Source organism: Brachybacterium alimentarium, from assembly GCF_002332425.1.
Taxonomy (GTDB): Bacteria; Actinomycetota; Actinomycetes; order Actinomycetales; family Dermabacteraceae; genus Brachybacterium; species Brachybacterium alimentarium.
In genome coordinates this window covers 308,429-328,895 of record NZ_NRGS01000005.1, presented here as the reverse complement: position 1 = coordinate 328,895, position 20,467 = coordinate 308,429, and the positions used below count along the sequence as shown (strand labels likewise).

At 70.7% G+C, this 20,467-nt stretch carries 15 protein-coding genes and 1 tRNA gene; 4 read left to right on the top strand and 12 right to left on the bottom strand.

Annotated elements, in window-relative coordinates:
• The first annotated feature begins 155 nt into the window (after positions 1-155).
• Positions 156-1,214 (top strand): lipoate-protein ligase LplAB, encoded by a 1,059-nt coding sequence (locus tag CIK71_RS04735; RefSeq protein ID WP_158542054.1) that lies wholly within the window; start codon positions 156-158, stop codon positions 1,212-1,214.
• Positions 1,215-1,357: 143 nt separating this feature from the next.
• Here CIK71_RS04735 and CIK71_RS04730 read toward each other — a convergent pair whose 3' ends face one another.
• On the bottom strand, positions 1,358-2,122 hold the full coding sequence (locus CIK71_RS04730) for a metallophosphoesterase family protein (RefSeq protein ID WP_096164007.1): 765 nt from the start codon (positions 2,120-2,122) through the stop codon (positions 1,358-1,360).
• A 97-nt stretch (positions 2,123-2,219) separates the two neighbouring features.
• Between CIK71_RS04730 and valS the strand changes: the two genes are divergently transcribed.
• The gene (valS, locus tag CIK71_RS04725) at positions 2,220-4,886 is read left to right on the top strand and encodes a valine--tRNA ligase (RefSeq protein ID WP_096164006.1); all 2,667 of its coding nucleotides are present in this window, start codon (positions 2,220-2,222) and stop codon (positions 4,884-4,886) included.
• A gap of 27 nt (positions 4,887-4,913) precedes the next feature.
• Here the strand turns inward: valS and selB are convergent, their stop codons facing one another.
• From selB to CIK71_RS04710, 3 genes are all read right to left on the bottom strand, one after another.
• Complete coding sequence (selB, locus tag CIK71_RS04720) at positions 4,914-6,704, bottom strand: selenocysteine-specific translation elongation factor (protein ID WP_096164005.1); 1,791 nt, start codon at positions 6,702-6,704, stop codon at positions 4,914-4,916.
• A complete protein-coding gene (gene selA, locus CIK71_RS04715) occupies positions 6,701-8,056 on the bottom strand; it encodes an L-seryl-tRNA(Sec) selenium transferase (RefSeq protein WP_245857290.1) in 1,356 nt (451 codons plus the stop codon). Before selA ends, selB begins: the two co-directional genes overlap by 4 nt.
• Before the next feature lie 62 nt (positions 8,057-8,118).
• Positions 8,119-8,213 (bottom strand) — tRNA-Sec (locus CIK71_RS04710).
• 221 nt (positions 8,214-8,434) lie between these two features.
• Here CIK71_RS04710 and selD point away from each other — a divergent pair.
• Positions 8,435-9,460: a selenide, water dikinase SelD gene (gene selD, locus CIK71_RS04705; protein ID WP_096164003.1), complete on the top strand. Its 1,026-nt coding sequence runs from the start codon at positions 8,435-8,437 to the stop codon at positions 9,458-9,460.
• Between the two features lie 111 nt (positions 9,461-9,571).
• Here the strand turns inward: selD and nrfD are convergent, their stop codons facing one another.
• The 7 genes from nrfD to CIK71_RS04665 form a co-directional block, all read right to left on the bottom strand.
• Positions 9,572-10,768, bottom strand: a complete 1,197-nt coding sequence (gene nrfD, locus CIK71_RS04700; RefSeq protein ID WP_096164002.1) for an NrfD/PsrC family molybdoenzyme membrane anchor subunit — start codon at positions 10,766-10,768, stop codon at positions 9,572-9,574.
• Positions 10,765-11,799 (bottom strand): 4Fe-4S dicluster domain-containing protein, encoded by a 1,035-nt coding sequence (locus CIK71_RS04695; protein WP_096164001.1) that lies wholly within the window; start codon positions 11,797-11,799, stop codon positions 10,765-10,767. Before CIK71_RS04695 ends, nrfD begins: the two co-directional genes overlap by 4 nt.
• The gene (fdh, locus tag CIK71_RS04690; RefSeq protein ID WP_245857289.1) at positions 11,799-15,167 is read right to left on the bottom strand and encodes a formate dehydrogenase; all 3,369 of its coding nucleotides are present in this window, start codon (positions 15,165-15,167) and stop codon (positions 11,799-11,801) included. Before fdh ends, CIK71_RS04695 begins: the two co-directional genes overlap by 1 nt.
• 29 nt (positions 15,168-15,196) lie before the next feature.
• The gene (locus CIK71_RS04680) at positions 15,197-15,541 is read right to left on the bottom strand and encodes a chorismate mutase (protein WP_096163998.1); all 345 of its coding nucleotides are present in this window, start codon (positions 15,539-15,541) and stop codon (positions 15,197-15,199) included.
• The gene (gene clpX, locus CIK71_RS04675) at positions 15,541-16,944 is read right to left on the bottom strand and encodes an ATP-dependent Clp protease ATP-binding subunit ClpX (RefSeq protein ID WP_096163997.1); all 1,404 of its coding nucleotides are present in this window, start codon (positions 16,942-16,944) and stop codon (positions 15,541-15,543) included. Before clpX ends, CIK71_RS04680 begins: the two co-directional genes overlap by 1 nt.
• A gap of 224 nt (positions 16,945-17,168) precedes the next feature.
• Entirely contained in the window at positions 17,169-17,822 is a 654-nt protein-coding gene (locus CIK71_RS04670; protein ID WP_158542053.1) for an ATP-dependent Clp protease proteolytic subunit, read from the bottom strand.
• A gap of 76 nt (positions 17,823-17,898) precedes the next feature.
• The gene (locus CIK71_RS04665) at positions 17,899-18,474 is read right to left on the bottom strand and encodes a ClpP family protease (RefSeq protein ID WP_176485559.1); all 576 of its coding nucleotides are present in this window, start codon (positions 18,472-18,474) and stop codon (positions 17,899-17,901) included.
• A gap of 469 nt (positions 18,475-18,943) precedes the next feature.
• Here CIK71_RS04665 and CIK71_RS04660 point away from each other — a divergent pair, with 469 nt between their 5' ends.
• A complete protein-coding gene (locus CIK71_RS04660; protein WP_096163995.1) occupies positions 18,944-19,777 on the top strand; it encodes a C40 family peptidase in 834 nt (277 codons plus the stop codon).
• A 103-nt stretch (positions 19,778-19,880) separates the two neighbouring features.
• Here CIK71_RS04660 and CIK71_RS04655 read toward each other — a convergent pair whose 3' ends face one another.
• On the bottom strand, positions 19,881-20,462 hold the full coding sequence (locus CIK71_RS04655; RefSeq protein ID WP_096163994.1) for a dihydrofolate reductase family protein: 582 nt from the start codon (positions 20,460-20,462) through the stop codon (positions 19,881-19,883).
• Positions 20,463-20,467 lie beyond the last annotated feature (5 nt).

Genomic DNA, 20,467 nt, shown 5'->3' with positions numbered 1-20,467 from the left:
GCACTCCCAGATCGTTCGTGCACGCCCAGAGTGTTCGTGCACTCCCAGATCGCTCGTGCACTCCCGGATCGCTCACGCACCTCGTCGTGGGGGAAGATGGTCCCATGGCGGAGACGAACGAGAACACGAACCAGCATCCGAACGAGAACACCGTCATGCACGGCGAGTACAAGGTGCGCGGAGGGAAGCTGGTCGCGGTCGACGTCACGGTCCAGGACGATCGGATCGCGACCGCCCACGTGTTCGGTGACTTCTTCCTCGAACCCGATGACGCTCTCGAGGAGCTCAATGCCGCCCTGAACGGTATGGCGACAGAGGCCACCGCCGCGGAGCTCGCCTCCGCGCTCACCACACGGATCGAGTCCCTCCCCTATCCCGTGCAGCTGATCGGCTTCGACGCCGAGGCCGTCGCGATCGCCACCCGCCGGGCGTTGGGTCATGCCTCCAGCTGGGACGACCTCACCTTCGATGTGATCGGTCCGCAGGTGCTGCCGCCGGTCATGCATGTCGCCCTGGACGAGGTGCTGCCGCTCGAGGTGATCGCCGGCCGCCGACGCCCGCACTTCCGGATCTGGGACTGGGACACTCCGCTGGTGGTGATCGGCTCCTACCAGTCGGTGCGCAACGAGATCGATGCCGAGGGGGCGGCGAAGCACGACATCGGGGTGGTGCGTCGGATCACCGGAGGTGGCGCGATGTTCATGGAGCACGGCAACTGCATCACCTATTCGCTGGTGGTCCCCACCTCCCTGGTCGAGGGCCTCAGCTTCGAGCAGGCGTACGCCTATCTCGATGACTGGGTGATGGGCGCTCTCGCGGAGATCGGCGTGAAGGCCCGCTACGTGCCGCTCAACGACATCGCCTCCGAGCAGGGCAAGATCGGAGGCGCCGCCCAGCGCCGCTTCGCCGGCGGTGTGCTGCTGCACCACGTCACGATGAGCTACGACATCGACGCCGACAAGATGGGCGAGGTGCTGCGGATCGGTCGAGAGAAGCTCTCCGACAAGGGCACTCGCAGCGCGAACAAGCGCGTGGACCCGATCCGTTCACAGACCGGTCTGCCCCGCGACCAGATCATCGAGGGGTTCCTGGACTACTTCCGCTCCCGCTACGACACCGTGGACTCCGGCTACACCGAGGACGAGCTCACGAAGGCCCGCGAGCTGGTGGCGACCAAGTTCAGCACCGAGGAGTGGACCCACCGCGTGCCCTGACCCGGCTCCCGCAGCCACCGGCCGTCGGTGGTCGGCCGTCGGTGGTCGGCCGTCGGTGGTCGGCCGTCGGCCATCGGTGCGGAAATGCGGAAATGCGGAGATTCGTTGGTGCGGCGGTGCAGCGGTGCGGCAGCGCGAGCCCGTCACCGCAGTCCGAGCTGGGCGTGGAGGCCGCGGTAGACCCCGGTGCGCAGCTCGATCGCGTAGGCCTGGATCTCCCGAGCCGGCATCCCGGAGGCGGCCGCTGCCTCGATCTCCGCCTCGGCGTCGTAGCTCACCCGGACGAACTGGATCCCGAAGGGGACCTGGACGTCCCCGTCGGGATCCCCTTCGAGGATCACGTAGGAGGGCGTCGGCTCGTCGAGCGGGTTGCCCACGCTGCCGACGTTCACGAGCGTGGCGCCCGGCTGCGCCGAGACGAAGGCGTCATGGATGTCGCCGTAGGCGACGACGTCGGCCCGCCCTGCATCACCGGTGAAGGGCGTCGGCTCGAACATCATCGCGAACGTCTCGTCGTCGGGCTCGCGGTGCACTCGGGTGAACTCGTCGATCGGCGAGGCGTGGACCAGGCGCACCCGTCGGCCCGAGAGCCGCAGGTCGAGGCTGCCGGGGAGGGCATGGAGCCACGCACGGTCCTGCGCCGTGAGCTCGGCCCGCCACCATCGCAGCCCGTCGCCGGACAGCTCTCCGTCCCCGGCGAGGAAGGCCTCCCAGTTCCCGCGCACGGTGCTCTCGCAGCGCTCGCGGGTCAGCGCCGTGCAGGCCGAGCCGCGCGGCCCCTTGCCCACGACATCGCCCAGATTGATCACGCGATGGATACCGCGAGAGGCGATATCGGCGAGGACGGCCTCGTAGGCGGTGAGGTTCCCGTGCACGTCCGAGACCACGGCGATGCGTTCGACAGGCATGCCGTCACGGTACGTCGATGCCGTGGCGGCACGCGAGGGCGCTCACACTGCTGACGTCTGCGTTGCACTGAGACGAAGACCTGGAAGAATGAGCCCCATGACCGATATCGCGCCGCGCCCTGACTCCACGATCCCCGACCGTCCCTCCCTCGAGGGTCTGGAGGAGAAGTGGGACGGTGTATGGAGCGAGCGGAAGCTCTACGCCTTCGAGTCCGACACCACGCGCGAGCAGGTCTTCAGCATCGACACCCCGCCGCCGACGGCCTCCGGCTCCCTGCACGTGGGTCACGTGTTCGGCTACTCCCAGGCCGACATGATCGCCCGCTACCAGCGCATGCGCGGGAAGAACGTCTTCTACCCGCTGGGCTGGGACGACAATGGCCTGCCCACCGAGCGCCGGGTGCAGAACTACTTCGGGGTGCGCTGCGATCCCTCGCTCCCCTACGACGCCGACTTCACGCCCCCGCAGGAGGGCGGCGACAACAAGTCCTCGAAGGCCGCGAACCAGCTGCCGGTCTCACGACGCAACTTCATCGAGCTGTGCGAGCGACTCACCGAGATCGACGAGAAGTCCTTCGAGGACGTCTTCCGCACGCTCGGGCTGTCCGTGGACTGGAATCACAGCTACCAGACCATCAACGCTCACTCCCGGGCCACCAGCCAGCGCGCCTTCCTCGAGAACCTCGAGGCCGGCCAGGCGTACCAGGCCGAGGCCCCCACCATGTGGGACGTCACCTACCGCACTGCGGTGGCCCAGGCCGAGCAGGAGGACCGCGACCGCGAGGGCGCCTACCATCGCCTCGGCTTCACCCGCACCGACGGGACCGGCGAGAAGGTCGTCATCGCCACCACCCGTCCCGAGCTGCTGCCGGCGTGCGTCGCGCTCGTCGCCCACCCGGACGACGAGCGGTACCAGGCCCTGTTCGGCACCACCGTCACCTCGCCCCTGTTCGACGTCGAGGTGCCGGTGCTCGCGCATTCCCTCGCCCAGCCCGACAAGGGCGCGGGCATCGCCATGATCTGCACCTTCGGCGATGCGAACGACGTGACCTGGTGGCGCGAGCTCGAACTGCCCACGCGCTCCGTGGTGGGCCGCGACGGCCGCTTCCTGCCCGAGGCACCGTGGATCTCCACCCCGGAGGGCCAGGAGCGCTATGCGGAGCTGGCCGGGCTGACCGTGTTCAGCGCGCAGAAGCGCGTGGTGGAGATGGCCACCGAGTCCGGCGACCTCACCGGCGAGATCGAGAAGATCAGCCACCCGGTGAAGTTCTACGAGAACGGCGACAAGCCGCTCGAGTTCGTCACCTCCCGCCAGTGGTACCTCACCAACGGCGGCCGCGACCAGTCCGAGGGCGGTCTGCGCGATGCGCTCATCGAGCGCGGACGCGAGCTGACCTGGCACCCCGCGTACATGGAGTCCCGCTACCGCAACTGGGTCGAGGGCCTGGCCGGCGACTGGCTGATCTCCCGCCAGCGCTTCTTCGGCGTGCCCTTCCCGGTCTGGTACGCGGTGGGCGAGGGCGGCGAGACGGACTACGGCACTGTGCTCACCCCGGGCCTGGAGGAGCTCCCGATCGATCCCACGATCGACGTGCCCGCCGGATTCACCGAGGAGCAGCGGAACCGGCCGGGCGGCTTCGTCGCCGACCCCGACATCCTCGACACCTGGGCCACCTCCTCGCTGACCCCGCAGCTCGCGGGCGGCTGGAACTCGGACCCGGGCCTCTTCGACACCGTGTACCCGATGGATGTGCGGCCGCAGGGCCACGACATCATCCGCACGTGGCTGTTCTCCACCATCGTGCGCTCCCACCTCCAGCAGGACTCCCTGCCGTGGAAGCACGCCTCGATCAACGGCTGGATCCTGGACCCGGACCGCAAGAAGATGTCCAAGTCCAAGGGCAACGTGGTCACCCCGATCGGGCTGCTCGAGCAGCACGGCTCCGACGGCGTGCGCTACTGGGCGGGCCGTGCCCGCCAGGGCGTGGACACCGCCTTCGACGAGGGCCAGATGAAGATCGGCCGACGCCTCGCGATCAAGATCCTCAACGCCTCGAAGTTCGCCTTCGGCTTCGGTCAGGCGCCCGCCGATCCCGCCGGTCGTCTGGCCGCGGATCCGGCCGCGGTCACCGAGCCCTTAGACCGCGCCCTCCTGGCCCAGCTCGGGAAGGTCGTCGAGCAGGCCACGGTCGCCTTCGACGACATGGACTACGCCCGTGCGCTCGAGGTCACCGAGCCCTTCTTCTGGGCGTTCTGCGATGACTACATCGAGCTGGTCAAGGAGCGCGCCCACGGCAACTCGCCCTCGGGCGAGGCCGGCGCGGCCTCGGCCCGCGCAGCGCTGTCCATCTCGCTGGAGGTGCTGCTGCGCCTGTTCGCCCCGGTGATCGTGTTCGCGACCGAAGAGGTGTGGTCGTGGTGGCGCGAGGGCAGCGTGCACACGCAGCCCTGGCCGGTCGCCGAGCCGCTGTTCGACGCGGCCGCCGGGCAGGACGCCTCGTTGGCGGACTCCGTCGCCCAGGCCGCGATCTCCGTGCGCCGCATCAAGTCCGACGCGAAGGTCTCGCAGAAGACCCCGATCCTGCGGGTCAAGGTCGTCGCCTCGGCGCCCGTGCTCGCGCATCTCGAAGCGGCCTCGGCCGATCTCACGGCGCTCGGGCGGATCGAGTCGCTCGAGCTCGTTGCTGCGGAGACCGACGAGATCCTCACCGAGGACGTCGAGCTGGGCGAGCCGCCCGTGAAGACCCCGCGCGCGAAGGGCTGAGGCGCAGGGGCCGACGGCTCGTCGGTGTCAGCGCACGATCTCCCGGTGCCCGGCGTCCACGCGCCGGGTCCACCCGCGCGCATCGAGATGCTCGAGCAGCGGGATCATGACCCGGCGCGTGGTGCCGAGGGCTCGGCGGGCCTGGGAGGCCGTGAACGGCGGGGGCAGGCGAGCGAGTTCCCGCATGGCGAGGGCGGGCGCGCTCGGCAGGAGGATCACCTCCCCGCTCAGGCGCAGCACGCGTCCCTGACGGGCCGCCGCGGCGAGCTCGCGAGCGCCCAGCCGCAGCTGCACCAGGTCGTCGGCCTCCGGAGCCCGGAAGGGCCCGTCCCCCAGACGCCGTTCCAGCTCGGCGATGCCGGTCTCCGCAGCGCCGAGGCCGGAGGTCTCCTGCGCGTCCTGCACGCGGCCGTCCCAGAACCGCAGGTCGGCGGCGCCCACCACGGCGTCCAGCAGCACCGGATCGGGCAGGTCGAGCGCGTCGATCGCGGCCTTCCTCGGCACGCCGGGCGAGAGGGCGTCGGCTCGACGGTCGGCCTCCACCTGTGCTCGCAGCCCAGCAGCCCAATCCTCCAGCGCCGCGGCGTCGACGAGCCAGTCCCCGGCGGCGCGCACGCTCGTCGGCAGCTGCGAGGGCACGTGGATCCCGGTGCGCGCGAGATGCTCGCGTCGCAGCGCTCCCCGGCGGGAGACCTCGATGCCGACGTCGCCGGTGGCCGGCATCGCCTCGAGGGTGCGGATGCGCCGTGTCCCGTCGCCGCGACGTTCCAGGCGCGGAGGGTCCAGGTCCAGCACCTGCACACCGCTGCGGACCGATGCGCTCCCGCTGCCACGCAGCACCATCCGATCGCCCACCCGCAGTGGCAGCGCACGGGACAGGGTGAGGCGGGCGTGACCCTCCCCGAGAGGCCGCACCCGGGCGGGGACGGCTGCGGTGCCGATGTGCACCGTGAGCTCCGCGGGCGCGTCGGCGAGCCCCGCGCCGCCCACCCGGCGCACGTCGAGCAGGGAGGACGTGGCCCAGGAACCGGGTGTGAGCAGTGCGTCCCCGCGGCCGATCTCGTCGGTGCCGATCCCGCGCAGGTTCACGGCGACCCTGTTCACGGGGCCGATCGACTCCACCGCGTCGCCCCGGGTCTGCAGCCCGCGCACGGTGACCTCGCCGCCGCGCTGCTCGCCGCACAGCTCCAGACGGTGGCCCCGGGTGAGGGTCCCGGCGGCGAGGGTCCCGGTCACCACGGTGCCCGCGCCTCCGATCGTGAAGGACCGGTCCACCCACAGCCTCACCCGTTCCTGCGCGGACGGTTCGCGTGCGGTGGCGACCAGAGCGTCCAGCGTGTCCCGGAGCGCATCCAGACCCTCCCCGGTGGTGCTGGCGACCCCGACGGCGGGAGCATCCTCGAGGCCGGTCCCGGCGAGCTCGCGACGGGCCTCGGCGAGGACCTCCCCGACCCCGTCGGGAGCCAGGTCCAGGCGGGTGATCACGAGGATCCCCTGGTCGATGCCGAGGGCCGCGATCGCGTCGCGGTGGTCGGAGGACTGCGCGCTCCAGCCCTCGTCGGCCGCGATCACGAAGCACACGATCGGGGCAGGGCCCAGCCCGGCGAGCATGTTGCCCAGGAACCGCTCATGGCCCGGGACGTCGACGAAGGACACCTCGCGTCCCGAGGGCAGCACGGTCCAGGCGAAGCCTAGATCGATGCTCAGCCCGCGCTGCTTCTCCTCCGCGAACCGGTCGGGGTCGCTCCCGGTCAGCGCTCTGATCAGGGTGGACTTCCCGTGGTCGACGTGACCGGCGGTGGCGATCACCTGCCTCATCGGCGGTCCGGCTCCCCCGCCGCCGCGAGAACCGCGCGCGCCGAGTCCACGGCCGCGACGAGGCGATCGTCCTGCTCGGGCGGGACGGTGCGCAGGTCCAGCAGGCAGTCGCCGTCGCGCACGGTGGCCACGACGGCGAGGTCCCCGGTGCGCAAGGGAGCAGCGAGCTCGGCCTCGAGGGCGACGGCCCAGCCGGGCAACGGCACCTCGGCGCCTCCTCCCCCGCCCACGCGGCCATCGTGCGGGATGAGCCGGCCCCCGAGCCGCTCGGCGACCCGAGCGGTCCGCTGGTGCAGCTGGTCCGGGTCCGCATGCAGGGAGTCGATCACCGGCGGGGCGGTTCCGGTCAGGGTGGCCTCGAGAGCGGCCAGGGCGAGCTTGTCCGCGCGCACGGCCCGCGCCAGGGGGTGGCGGGCCAGGCGGGCGATCACGTCGGCCCTGCCCAGCAGGATGCCGGCCTGGGGACCGCCGAGCAGCTTGTCCCCGCTGGCGATCACCAGATCCGCGCCGTCCCGGAGTGCGGAGGCCGCATCGGGCTCCTCCGGCAGGTGCACGTCGGGCGCGAGCAGTCCGCTGCCGAGGTCCGCGAGCAGCGGCACTCCGGCCGCGCGGCACGGCTCGGCGAGCTCAGCGATCCCGACCTCGCTGGTGAAACCGATGATGCGGTAGTTGCTGGTGTGGATGCGCAGCACGCAGCCGGTCCGCTCTCCGAGCGCTTCCGTGTAATCGGCCAGATGGGTGCGATTGGTGGTGCCGACCTCGTGGATCCGGGCACCGGCCGAGGCGATCAGGTCCGGGAGACGGAAGCCCGCCCCGATCTCGATCAGCTCGCCGCGGCTGATCACGACGTCCGCCGTCCCCGCCAACGCGGTGGTGGCGAGCACGAGGGCTGCGGCACCGTTGTTCACCACGAGCGCGTCCTCCGCCTCCGGGCAGGCGGCGAGCAGGGCGGCCCGGGCGCCGGCGCCGCGGCGAGCCCGAGCACCCGTGGCGAGGTCGAACTCGACGTCGGTGTATCCGGCGGCGTCCAGGACGGCCTCCCGCGCCGCGGCCGACAGCGGTGCCCGACCGAGGTTGGTGTGCACGATGACCCCGGTGGCGTTGAGCACCGGGCGCAGGGAGGAGGACGGGCGGTCCCCGATCGCGGCGCGCACATCATCCAGCACCTGCTCCGGGGCGATCTCACCGGCTCGTGCACGGGCCTGCGCGGCGCGCACGATGTCCCGCACCACCAGGTCGCTCATCGTTGCGCTCGCACGGGCGACCTGCGGATGCGCGAGCAGGAGGTCGGTGCGCGGGATGCGACGGCGGGGGTCCTCGACCGCCTCCGGGCGCTCCACGGACTCGGGCACGGGAACCTCCTCGTTCGGGCCGACGGCGGCGGTTCGCCGCTCCCGCGGCGGCATCAGGCGGGTGGCGGAGGCGGACGGGAATCGAACCCGCCAGACCGAGATGCTCGGTCTCACCGGTTTTGAAGACCGGGGCGCCCACCAGGACACGTACGCCTCCACGGGTCAAGGTATCACCGCCCCACCAGGTGCTCCGCACTGAGGACAGTGCTGGGGAGAGTGCAGGGGACGGTACTCGGACCAGCGCTGGGGAGAGTGCCGGGAGAATGCCGGCCTGTCCGCCGGAATCCGGCCGAGAACCCGTCGAGGGACGGCCGAGATCCGGCCGAGAGCCCGCTGGGATCAGGTCGAGAACGGCATGCGGATGGGTAGGCTCCGAGCATGAGCGACTCCCCGATCTCTCCTGTCAGCACGCCCTCCGCCACGACTCCGACGATCCGCCTGACGACGATGGCGCACGGCGGTGGCTGCGCCTCGAAGATCCCGCCCGGCGAGCTCGAGGAGGTCGTCGCGGCCCTGTCCGGCCAGCAGTACGACTCGGTTATCGTGGGACTGGACGACGGCGACGACGCCGCGGCCGTGCGCATCGACGGCGGGACCGCTGTGCTCTCCACCGCGGATTTCTTCACGCCGGTGGTCGATGACCCCTTCGACTGGGGCCGCATCGCCGCCGCGAACGCCCTGTCGGACATCTACGCCATGGGCGGGGACCCCGTGGTGGCGATCAACCTGGTGGGCTGGCCGCGCGGCGTGCTGTCCTTCGACCTGCTCCGCGAGGTCCTCGCGGGCGGTCTGCAGGTCGCGAAGGAGGCTGGCGTACCGGTGATCGGCGGGCACTCGGTCGATGATCCCGAGCCCAAGTACGGCATGGCTGTCACCGGCACTGCGGATCCGGACCGTCTGCTGCGCAACGACGCCGCCCGGGCCGGGCTGCCGATCACGCTGACCAAGCCGATCGGCGTGGGCCTGCTGAACAACCGGATGAAGACGACCGGCGACGTCTCCCAGGCCGCGATCGCGAGCATGACTTCCCTGAACCGGGATGCCGCGAAGGCAGCGCTGGCCGCCGGGGCCGAAGCGGCGACGGATGTGACCGGCTTCGGTCTGCTCGGGCATCTGCACAAGATGGCGCGGGCCTCCGGTGTGGGCGTCGTGCTCGACCGGGCCTCCGTGCCGCTGATCGACGGGGCGGCCGAGGCGCTGCGCGACGGCTACGTCTCCGGCGGGACCCGTCGCAACCTCGAGTGGGTGCGCGAGAGCGTGCGCCCCGGAGCGGGCATCACGGAGGACGATCTGCTGCTGCTCGCGGATGCCCAGACGTCCGGCGGGCTGCTCGTGGTCGGCGAGGTCCCGGGGTACCCGATCATCGGCGAGACGGTGGAGGGTGCGGGGATCGACGTGCGCTGAGCCGTCCCCGCGCGCTGACCGGCGCGGCCAGCGGTCCCGGAGCTCCGACGCGAGATTCCTCGGAGCCCACCCCATCGGTGCCCACCCCTTCGAGACCCACTCCTTCGGGTACTACTCCATCGGTGCTGCCGACCCCGGCACCTGCGACTCGGAGTCCGATCCGGGCTGCTCCGGAGCTGCCGGGCGGGGGCCGGTGGTGATCGAGTCGTCGGTGATGCCGGCGGCACGGCGCTTCTCGAGGCGCTCGCGCTGCGGTTCGATGACGCGGCGCGGATCCTTGACCGATTCCAGCCCGGCCTCGAGCACCCCGAAGCGAGTCAGCGCCGAGGCCGAGGCGAGCGCGAGGCCGCTGAGGGTCGCGATCCCCCGGTGGCGTCCTCCCAGGAGCGTGCCGAGACCGCCCGCGATCGCGAGGCCCTCGGAGAGGCGGAGCTTCCACCCTGCGCCGCCGGTCTCGAGCGGTTCGGCTTCCAGCGGATGCATCTGCTCCTTCGTGAAGCGCATCCCGATCAGGTCCCCCGCGACGCCGAGCACGGCCAGGGTTCGGGCAGGTCCGGCCTCCGCCGTCGGGGTCGTGATCATGGCTGCGCCGCCTGCGGCCATCCCGGCCGAGGACACGAACACATAGGCCAGACCCTTGCGCGAGGCAGCCCAGGTCGGCACCGCAGTATCGCCCAACAGGACGGCCGTGTACGCCGCCAGCGGCGCGCCGAGCACGGCGGCGCCTGCACCGCCCGCGCCCTCCGCGACGCGCAGCAGAGGTCGGAGCCGGCCCAGCGGCAGCCGCTCCCCCGTCATCCGGTCCATCTCACCTGCGGCGGCGACACCGGCAGCGGTGCCGAAGGCCGAGAGCAGCCAGGTGCCCATGCTCATCGGCGAGGTCGGCTTGAACACGCGCAGCATGTTCAAGAACCGCTCCGGGCGCCCGAGGTCCATGACCAGTGCCGGCAGGCCCACCCCGACGGCGCCGACGGCGGTGAGGCGTGCCGTGCGGCGCAGCCCGGCACGGCCGGTCAGGGATCCGCCGGCGCCGAGCAGCGCGGAACCGCCCGCCAGCCCGCCGACGAAGAGGTACAGGCCGATCGGCCACTCCCACGGCGGAGCCTTGACGACGGGACGGCCGTAGTAGGAGCTGAACTCGACGTCCTCGACCATCGGCATCTCGCGCGAGCCGTCGCCACCACCGGCCTGGCCGGGGCGGCCCGGCCGTCCGGAGCGGCTGCCGAGACCCCCGCCGCGTCGACGCCTGCGCCGGGGCGGCTCCGGGGGCCGGTAGGAGTCGTACTCGGAATGGGCTGCGTGCGTCACCGACGCCCTCCGAGGAAGGCGAGGGCGGTCGCGGCGACCATCCCGAGAGCGGCGACGCCGGCGGTCCGGTACATCTGAGGGAGCTCCTTCGTGGGCACCTGGGGGTCCGGCGGCAGGCCGTAGACCTCCGGCTCGTCCAGCAGCAGGAACACCGAGCCGATCCCGCCCACGCCGTCGTGCGGGTTAGCGCCGTACAGGCGCGCCTCGGTCATGCCCTGGGAGTGCAGCTGCTGCACACGCTCCTCGGCGCTGTCGACCATGTCCTCGCGGTCGCCGAACTTGATCGAGGTGGTCGGGCAGGTCTGCGCGCACGCGGGGGTCTCGCCGACGACGAGCCGGTCGTAGCAGAGCGTGCACTTGTTGGCGGTCCCGTGGTCGGGATCCTTCTGCTCCCCCTCGTCGCGGGAGGAGCGCGGGGAGATGGTGCCGTCGTCCCGACGCTCGATCACGCCGAACGGGCAACCGCCCACGCAGGTCCCGCAGCCGTTGCAGACGTCCTGCTGCACCACGACGGTGCCGAACTCGGTGCGGTGCAGCGCGCCGGTCGGGCACACGTCCAGGCAGCCGGCGTTGGTGCAGTGCTTGCAGACGTCAGAGGACATCAGCCAGCGGAACTCGGGGGTGTCCGGCGGGGTGGTGTCCTCACCGGTCAGGTCATCGCCAGGACGGCCGCCCGGGGTGGAGGGGGCACCGGGGCGCGGTCCGCTGGAGCGGGGGCCCACCGTGGGCATGCCCAGGCTGACGAGGCGTCGGCCCGACTCCTTGGCCTCTTCGATGCGCTCGGAATCCTGCTCCACGAAGGCCACGTGGCGCCACGTGTTCGCACCCAGCTCCCCGGTGTTGTCGAAGGAGGAGCCGAGCAGCTCGAGGTCCCCGTCGGTCGGGTTCTGGTTCCATTCCTTGCAGGCCACCTCGCAGGCCTTGCAGCCGATGCAGATGGAGGTGTCGGTGAAGAACCCCTTGCGCGGATGCTCGTGCTCCCAGCCGGAATCGGCGCCCGGGCGTCCTGCGGATTCGATCAGCGATCCCATCAGTGCTCCTCTCCAGAGGCGGTGTCGGCCCCTCGGGGGTCGTCGACCGCGAGCTCAGCGGACGGCTCAGCCGTGGTCGGACCGATGTCCAGCGTGCTCTCCGCCGTCGTCGGACTGATCCCGGCCCGATCCTGGAAGTCTGCCACCAGATCACGCAGGGCGGGCCCGCGCGGACGACGGCCGGGGCGCAGGGCGCACGCGATCACCTTGGAGTTCTGGATCTGCGTGTTGGCATCGAGGTTCATCCCGATCAGGTCGTTGACCGCATCACCGGAGACCACGGCCTCGGTGCCCTGCGCCCAGTGGTACGGGATCCCGATCTGGTGCACCGTGCGGCCGGCCGCCTGGAGCGGCCTCATGCGTCGGGTGACCAGCACCCGGGCCTCGATCGCGGACCGCGGGGTGATCACCGTCGCCCAGCCGTTCTGCTCCAGCCCGACCTCCTCGGCGAGCTCCGGAGAGACCTCGCAGAACAGCTCGGGCTGCAGCTCGGCCAGGTACGGCAGGAAGCGGCTCATCCCGCCGGCGGTGTGGTGCTCGGTGAGGCGGTAGGTGGTGAACACGTACGGGTAGACCTCGCCCTCGGCCGCCGTACCGGTGATGCCCGGGGCGTTCATGTTGTCGCGATCCGTGATGGTCATCTGGGTGGGGTTCGCCTGCTGGCCGTACAGCGGGTTCGGGATCGCCGACTCGACCGTCTCGTAGTGCGTGGGGAGAGGACCGTCGACCATGCCCGAGGGCGCGAACAGCCAGCCGCGGCCGTCGGCCTGCATGACGAATGCGTCGTTCCCGGCGAGGGCGGCAGCGCCGCCCTCGTCCGCATCCCCGAGGTCGTGCGGATGCTTGTCCGCCGGGAAGTCCGGGATGTCCTTGCCGGTCCACCGCTGGGTGTCCTCGTCCCACCACACATACTTCTTGCGCTCGCTCCAGGGCTTGCCGTCGGCGTCGGCGGACGCGCGGTTGTAGAGGATCCGACGGTTCGCGGGCCAGGCCCACGCCCACTCGGCCGCGGTGCTGTCCTGCTCGCTGCCGGGCTTGCGCCGGGCAGCCTGGTTGACCCCGTCCGCATAGACGCCGGTATAGATCCAGCAGCCCCCCGCGGTGGTGCCGTCGGCCGTTATCTGGGTGTAGGACGACAGGGGCACGCCGTCCTGCTCGCCGCCGACGTGATAGCCGTTGATCTCCTTGAGCACGGACTCCGGATCGGGCTCACCGTGCTCATCGGTCGGGTAGTCCCAGGTGAGGTCGAGCAGCGGCCGGTCTCGGGGGTCGGTCGAATCCCGCAGGCGCTCGCGGAGGCGCTGGCCGAGCTCGAACATGAACGCCAGCTCGCTGCGGCAGTCCCCCGGCGGGGTGACGGCCTGCTGGCGCCACTGCACCAGGCGCTGGGTCTGGGTGAACGATCCGGCCTTCTCGGTGTGGTTCGCGGCGGGCAGGAAGAACATCTCGGTGGCGATGTCCTCGGTCTTCAGCTCGCCCGACTCGATCTCCGGCCCCTCCTTCCACCAGGTGGCCGATTCGATCATGGAGAAGTCGCGCACCACCATCCACTTCAGGTGCGACATGCCCAGGCGCTGCATGCGGCCGTTGGCGGAGCCCACCGCCGGGTTCTGACCCAGCAGGAAGAATCCGTCGAGCCCGTCCTCGAGCATCCGCATCGTGGTCTGGTACGTGCCGTGGGCGCCGGTCAAACGCGGCAGGTAGTCGAACGCCCAGTCGTTCTCCGCCGTCGCGGCATCGCCCCACCAGGCCTTCAGCAGGTTCACCGCGTACGCCTCGGACTCCGCCCAGAAGCCCTTCTGGGACTTCGAGCCGATCGAGTCGACGTAGTCCTCGAACGAATCATGGGCGCCGGCCTTGGGCATGGGCAGGTATCCGGGCAGGAGGTTGAACAGGGTGGGGATGTCCGTGGAGCCCTGGATCGTGGCGTGGCCGCGCAGGGCCATGATGCCGCCGCCGGGGCGGCCCATGTTGCCCAGCAGCAGCTGCAGCACTCCGGCGGCGCGGATGAACTGCGCACCGCCGACGTGCTGCGTCCAGCCCACGGCATAGGCGAAGCAGGTGGTGCGCTCCGGTCCGGAGTTGTCCGTCATCGAGCGCGCCAGGTACTCGAAGTCCGCGCGGGAGATGCCGCACGCCTCCTCGACCATCTCGGCGGTGTAGCGGGCGTAGTGGCGCTTCAGGATCTGGAAGACGCACCGGGGGTCCTGCAGCGTCTCGTCACGGGCCGGCTCCCCGTGCTCGAGCTGCGGGCCACCGGACCCGTGGGACTCTCCGTGGGATTCGCCGTGAGGCACGCCGGTGGCCGTCGAGGCACCGTGCCCTCCGTCGGCTCCGTCAGCTCCGTCGGCAGAGGCATCGGCGTACTGCCACGAGGCGTTGTCGTAGGTGCCCGTCGCGGGGTCGAAACCGGAGAAGAGCCCGTCGAGGTCCTCGGAGTCGGCGAAGTCGCCCTCGATGATCGAGGAGGCGTTGGTGAACGCCTTGACGTAGTCCGTGAACCAGAGGTCATTCGCGATCACGTGGTTGATGAGCGCGCCGAGCAGCACGATGTCCGTTCCCGCTCGGATCGGCAGGTGCTTGTCAGCGTTGGCGCTGGTGCGCGAGAACCGCGGATCGACATGGATCACCCGAGCACCGCGCGAGCGCGCCTCCATCACCCACTGGTAGCCCACCGGATGGGCCTCGGCCATGTTGGAGCCCTGGATGACGATGCAATCGGCGTTGGCCATGTCCTGCAGGTACTGCGTGGCCCCACCGCGTCCGAACGAGGTCCCCAGACCGGGGACCGTGGCGGAGTGTCAAATGCGGGCCTGGTTCTCCATCTGGATGGCACCGGCCGCGGTGAACAGCTTCTTCGCGAGGTAGTTCTCCTCGTTGTCGATGGTCGCGCCGCCCAGCGACGCGATGCCCATCGCCCGCCTCAGCGGGTGCCCCTTCTCGTCCTCGTCCTCCCAGTGGTTGCGGCGCGCCTCGAGGAAGCGGTCCGCGATCATGTCCATGGCGGTGTCGAGGTCGAGATCCTGCCAGTCCGTGGCGTACGGGGGGCGGTAGCGGACGGTCGTGATGCGGCGCGTGGAGTTGACCAGCTGCTCGCTCGCGGCGCCCTTGGGGCACAGCCGACCGCGTGAGATCGGCGAATCAGGGTCGCCCTCGATCTGGATGACCCGGTTGTCCTTGGCGAAGACCTTCTGACCGCAGCCCACGGCGCAGTACGGGCACACGCTCTGCACCACGGTGTCCGCCTCGCTGGTGCGGGGCGCAGTGCTCCGCGTGGCCTTCGAGGTGACCGCAGCTCCCCGGCCGAGTCGATCGGCGCCGCGAAGCTGCCGGATCACCGGCCATTCGAGGAACTGGAAGCTTGTCACGCGACTCACATTACCAGTCGGCGGGGGCGTCAGGCATGGGAGGGGCCCTCGTCGCGGATCCGCTCGTGATGGCGGATCACCTCGGTGACGATGAAGCGCATGAACGCCTCGGCGAAGACCGGATCCAGGCCCGCGTCATGGGCGAGGGTGCGCAGGCGGGCGATCTGCTCCTGCTCGCGGGATGGATCCGCCGGGGGCAGTCCGTAGGTCGCCTTGAGGACGCCCACCCGCTGGGTGTGCGCGAAGCGCTCGGCGAGCAGGTGCACGAGGGCGGCGTCGATGTTGTCGATGCTGCGACGTTCCTCGACGAGGATCTCGCGCGCACGATCGACGGGATCCTCGCCGACCGTGGCGCTGCGCGGGGGCTGGCTCATCAGGCGGACCGCTCCTGTCGCGGCTCCTGGACCTCGCGGTCGGAGTCCTTGCCGGTGACCATCAGCGGCGCCCGCCCGTCGGTGATCACACCCGGCGTGATGACCACCTTGACGATGTCCTCCCGGGAGGGCACGTCGAACATGACCTCCTGGAGGGAGTCCTCGAGGATGGCGCGCAGGCCGCGGGCACCGGTCCCGCGCTCGATCGCGCGGTCGGCGACCGCCTCCAGCGCGCTCCGCTCGAAATCGAGTTCCACGCCGTCGAGCTCGAACATCTTCTGGAACTGGCGGACCAGGGCGTTGCGCGGCTCGGTGAGGATCTGGATCAGGGCATCGCGGTCCAGGTTCGACACGCTCGTGATGATCGGCAGACGGCCGATGAACTCGGGGATCAGACCGAACTTGAGCAGGTCCTCCGGGACCAGCTTCGCGTACAGGGCCTCCTGCTCGAGCGGGGTGTGCAGGTCGGCACCGAAGCCGATGCCGCGCTTGCCGATCCGGGAACCGATGATGTCCTCGATGCCCGCGAACGCCCCGGCCACGATGAACAGCACGTTCGTCGTGTCGATCTGGATGAACTCCTGATGGGGGTGCTTGCGCCCGCCCTGCGGCGGCACCGCGGCGACCGTGCCTTCGAGGATCTTCAGCAGCGCCTGCTGCACGCCCTCCCCCGAGACGTCGCGGGTGATCGACGGGTTCTCGGACTTGCGGCCGATCTTGTCGATCTCGTCGATGTAGATGATGCCGCGCTCGGCCTTCTGGACGTCGTAGTCCGCGGCCTGAAGGAGCTTCAGCAGGATGTTCTCGACGTCCTCGCCGACGTAGCCGGCCTCGGTGAGCGCTGTGGCATCGGCCATCGCGAAGGGCACGTCGAGCATGCGGGCGAGGGTCTGGGCCAGATAGGTCTTGCCGCAACCGGTGGGACCCACCAGCATCACGTTGGACTTGGCGATCTCGATGGCGGAGCTGTCCGACGCGCTCGCGCCGCCAGAGTTGCCGGAGCCGCCCGCACTGCCCGAGGTGCCAGAGCTGCCCGAATCAGCCTCTTCCGCGAGCGCGGCGGCGGCGCTCTTCGCCGTGGGGCCGGCGGAGTCCGCCTCCTGGGCGCGCACCCGCTTGTAATGGTTGTAGACGGCGACGGCCAGCGCGCGCTTGGCGGGCTCCTGGCCGACGACGTAGTCCTCGAGGAACGCGAAGATCTCCTGCGGGGTGGGCAGCGCGGCCTGCTCCTCGGAGGCGGGCTGTGCGGCCTGGATCTCCTCGGCGATGATCTCGTTGCACAGTTCGATGCACTCTTCGCAGATGAACACCCCGGGACCGGAGATCAGCCGTTCGACCTGCTTCTGCGACTTCCCGCAGAACGAGCATTTGAACACGTCGGCCCCGTCGCTCGTGCGCGCCATGCTCCGTGTCCTTTCGTCAGGCCCTCACCATGTCATCCGTCCATGCCCGGGATCCGAAACCGGATCTGCGGACCGCACCACGGTACCCCGGCGTGCGCCGGGGACGCGGGAGGCTGGGCCTCGGATCCTGCTGCGTCGGACGGCCGGGCGGGCCGCCCTGGAGGCGACGTCGTCGGCCCCGCGGAATGCGGTGCGCACCCACGGGGCCGACGACGTCTTCCCGGTCAGCGGGAGAGCTGCGCGCGGGGCTCCTTGCGGGATTCCAGCACCTGGTCGATCAGCCCGTAATCGAGGGCCGACTTCGCGGTGAGGATCTTGTCGCGCTCGATGTCCTTGCTGACCTGCTCCTTGGTGCGGCCGGTGTGGTCGGCGAGCGTCTCCTCGAGCCATTCGCGCATGCGCATGATCTCGTTGGCCTGGATCTCGAGGTCCGAGGCCTGGCCGCCGCCGCCCTCGCCGCCCATGGCGGGCTGGTGGATGAGGATGCGCGCGTTGGGCAGCGCGAGGCGCTTGCCCGGGGCGCCCGCGGCCAGTAGCACCGCGGCGGCGGACGCCGCCTGGCCGAGGCACACCGTGGTGATGTCCGGCTTGACGTACTGCATCGTGTCGTAGATGGCCGTGAGGGCCGTGAACGAGCCGCCGGGGCTGTTGATGTAGAGGGTGATGTCGCGGTCAGGGTCCTGGGATTCCAGGACGAGCAGCTGGGCCATGACATCGTCCGCCGAGGCGTCGTCGACCTGGACGCCCAGGAAGATGATGCGGTCCTCGAACAGCTTGGTGTACGGGTCCTGGCGCTTCATGCCGTACGCCGTGCGCTCCTCGTACTGCGGCAGCACGTAGCGCGAGGTGGGCATCCCGCCGGCCTGGGCGGTCGGCATGGCGCCGATGGTGCGGGGATCGAAAGTCACGGGGTCTCCTTGCGTGAGAGGTGTCTGAGGGTGCCGGGAGGGACGGTCAGTCGTCGGTTCCGCCGCCGCCCGTGACGTCGCTCGCCCCGGTCACGATCTTGTCGATGAAGCCGTACTCGAGGGCCTCGGTCGCCGTGAACCAGCGGTCGCGGTCGGAGTCCTCGGTGATCTGCTCGACGCTCTTGTCGGTCTGCTCGGCGATCAGCTCGGCCAGCTGCTTCTTCATCGAGAGGATGAGATCGGCCTGGATCTTGATGTCGGTCGCGGTGCCGCCGAGGCCGCCCAGCGGCTGGTGCATGAGCACGCGCGTGTGCGGGGTCGCGAAGCGCTTGCCCTTGGTGCCCGAGGACAGCAGGAACTGCCCCATCGACGCCGCCATGCCCATCGCGACCGTGACCACGTCCGGCTGGATGTACTTCATGGTGTCGTAGATGGCCATGCCGGCGGTGATCGAGCCGCCGGGGCTGTTGATGTAGAGGTAGATGTCCTTGTCGGGATCCTCTGCCGCGAGGAGGAGCATCTTCGCGCAGATCGCGTTGGCGTTCTCGTCGCGCACCTCCGAACCGAGCCAGACGATGCGCTCGCGCAGAAGGCGCTGGTAGACGTTGTCGTCCAGACCCATCGGGGTGTCACCGGCCGCGTCGCGGGGCGCGGAGGCGTGGGTGCTCTGTGAGGACACGGAGGTCACGGGTTCTCCTTCATAGCGGGATTCGTCGATGGCACGACTCTAGGCGCTGCGCGCACAGGGGCGGGACACTGTTCGCCGCAGGCGCACTGCCCCGGGGATCCCGACGGGCTCCCCTTCGGGTGGAGGGTCGCGACCAGGGCTCGTCGTGTGGCTGCCATCTCGCCGGTTCGTCAAGCCCGGGCGGGTTCTGGTCACGTTGACCCTCGGTCGCGCAAAGATCCCGTCAAGTCCGATCCCCGGCTGTTCCAAGCCTGCTGTTTTCCAGGTCGCAGGCCCCTACGTTGGTCTCATCGCAACACGGTGATCGCCGGACGCAGGTGATCACGTCCCCACAGTCCAGACGCATCACCCCGTAGGTCACTCCGGCGCACCGAGTCGGGACCGGAAGGAACGATCCACACACATGGCCAAGCACAACTCGCACCGCATCGCGGGCCGCGCCCAGACCCCCGCTCTCCACACCACCCGCGCGGCTCGTGGTCTCGGTGGCGCCGCCGTCCTCGGCACCGTCGTCGTCGGCACCGCCTTCGCCGGCAGCGCCGCTGAGGCGGCCCCGGCACCCGCGGCCGCCCCGGCCGCCCCGGCGGCAGCAGCCCAGGCCGCTCCGGCCGCCCCCGCTGCGACGGCCCCCTCGGTCAAGCTCGACACCAGCAGCAAGCTGCGCTGGGGCTCGCGCGGCAACGCGGTCGAGGCCCTGCAGTCCACCCTGAACGCCAAGGGCGCGAACCTTGCTGAGGACGGCGTCTTCGGCCCGCGCACCCACTCGGCCGTCAAGAACTTCCAGTCCTCCCAGGGCCTGCAGGTCGACGGCGTCGTGGGCCCGAAGACCTTCGGTGCGCTCGGCGGCTCGGCGACCTCCGGCGGCGGCGCCTCGGCTCCGGCCTCGACCTCCTCGACCTCGAGCAACACCAGCTCCATCGTGAACGCAGCGCGTTCGGCGGTCGGCTCCCCCTACAGCTGGGGCGGCTCCTCGCTCGGCGGCATGGACTGCTCGGGCCTGGTCAACTACGCCTACTCGGCGGCCGGCATCGACCTGCCCCGCACGAGCAGCCAGATCGCCAACGGCGGCAAGTGGATCTCGCAGTCCCAGGCCCAGCCCGGCGACATCGTGGCCTACTCGGGTCACGTCGCGATCTACGCCGGCAACGGCCAGATCATCGACGCCTCCAGCTCCAAGGGCAAGGTCGTCGAGCGCGGCCTCTGGGGCAACCCGATCGGCTTCGTGACCTACCGCTGATCCTCTCAGCACCTTCACGAGGGCCCGGACTCCACGCGCAGGGAGTCCGGGCCCTCGTGCATGGTGGGGCGTTCGACGCGGAGCCGGCGGCGACCGGCCCGGCTCACCGCCGGGGGCGATAGACGCGTCCGCCTGCGGCGCTCACTGCTCCCTGTGGCCACTCCACGAGCTCCCAGCGCACGCGCCGTCCGCCCGGGACGTCGAAGATCCGGGTGCCGTCCCCCAGGAAGACGGGCGCCACGAACACCTGCATCTCGTCGAGGAGGTCATGCTCGAGCGCCTGTCGAGCGATGTCGGCGCTGATGATCTGCACGTCCTTCTCCCCGGCGATCTGCCGGGCACGGCGCACCGCCTCGCGCACATCGCAGTCCATCGGCGCGATCGCCGGATCGTCGGCGATCTCGTGAGGCCGATGGGTCAGCACGATCTCGGTGCCGGACCAGGCACCTCCGTACGCCTCCGCGGTCAGCTCACCGCGTTCGTCGGCCTGTGCGCGGGCCGCGTCGTACCCACGGCGCCCCGAGATGATGACGCCGACGGGCTCCGCGAGGGCCGCGATGCCGTCGACGCTCTCCGCGCCCTGCGAACTCTCGGCAGCGGCCTCCTCCAACCAGCTCATGTCGTGCCCCGGACCGGCGATGAAGCCGTCCAATGATGCTGTGAAACCCCAGGTCACCGATCCCATGTCTC